The organism is Streptomyces sp. NPDC051172 (assembly GCF_040682555.1).
Taxonomy (GTDB): domain Bacteria; phylum Actinomycetota; class Actinomycetes; order Streptomycetales; family Streptomycetaceae; genus Streptomyces.
This window is the reverse complement of sequence record NZ_JBFBBE010000401.1, coordinates 1-526: the sequence shown is the minus strand read 5'-3', so window position 1 is coordinate 526 and position 526 is coordinate 1. Positions and strand designations below refer to the sequence as shown.

The following is a 526-nucleotide window of genomic DNA, read 5'->3' as shown; positions in this document are numbered from 1 at the left end:
GCATCGCCGGGAGCCACGAGCGCGGTCCACAGTGCGGGGAAGTCCGGCATCGTCTTCGCGGTGGTCGCCACGTCCACGATGCCGGTCCCCGGCACGCGCAGGCCGACGACGGCGGCGAAGGTCGCCATCCGGTGGTCGTGGTAGGTCTCGAGGGCGGCCGGCGACAGCGGCCCCGACGCGTCCGTCCCCGGGAAGCCGAGCGACGTCTCGCCCTCGTCCACGGTGATCCCCAGGCGGGCGGCCTCGGCGGTGAGCGCGGCGAGCCGGTCCGTCTCATGGCCCCGCAGATGGCCGATCCCCGTCAGGCGGGTGGGCCCGGAGGCCAGCAGGGCGAGCGCGGCCGCTGTGGGGGCGAGCTCGGCCGTGTCCGCGATCTCACCAGCGCCGGTGATGCGGGGCGCGCCGTCGTCGTGGACCGCCCCCGTCACCGTGAGCCGGCCGCGGGAGCGGTCCGTGCGGTCGACCGTGAGGGCCACGCTCGCCCCGAACTGCGGCAGGATCCGCCGCCAGCGGTCGCCGATCTGCG

The 526-nt window shown here is 76.6% G+C and carries 1 pseudogene; it reads right to left on the bottom strand.

Going from position 1 to position 526, the window contains the following annotated elements:
* Positions 1-526: pseudogene (locus AB0N07_RS51450) on the bottom strand (3-phosphoshikimate 1-carboxyvinyltransferase); the annotation flags it as partial.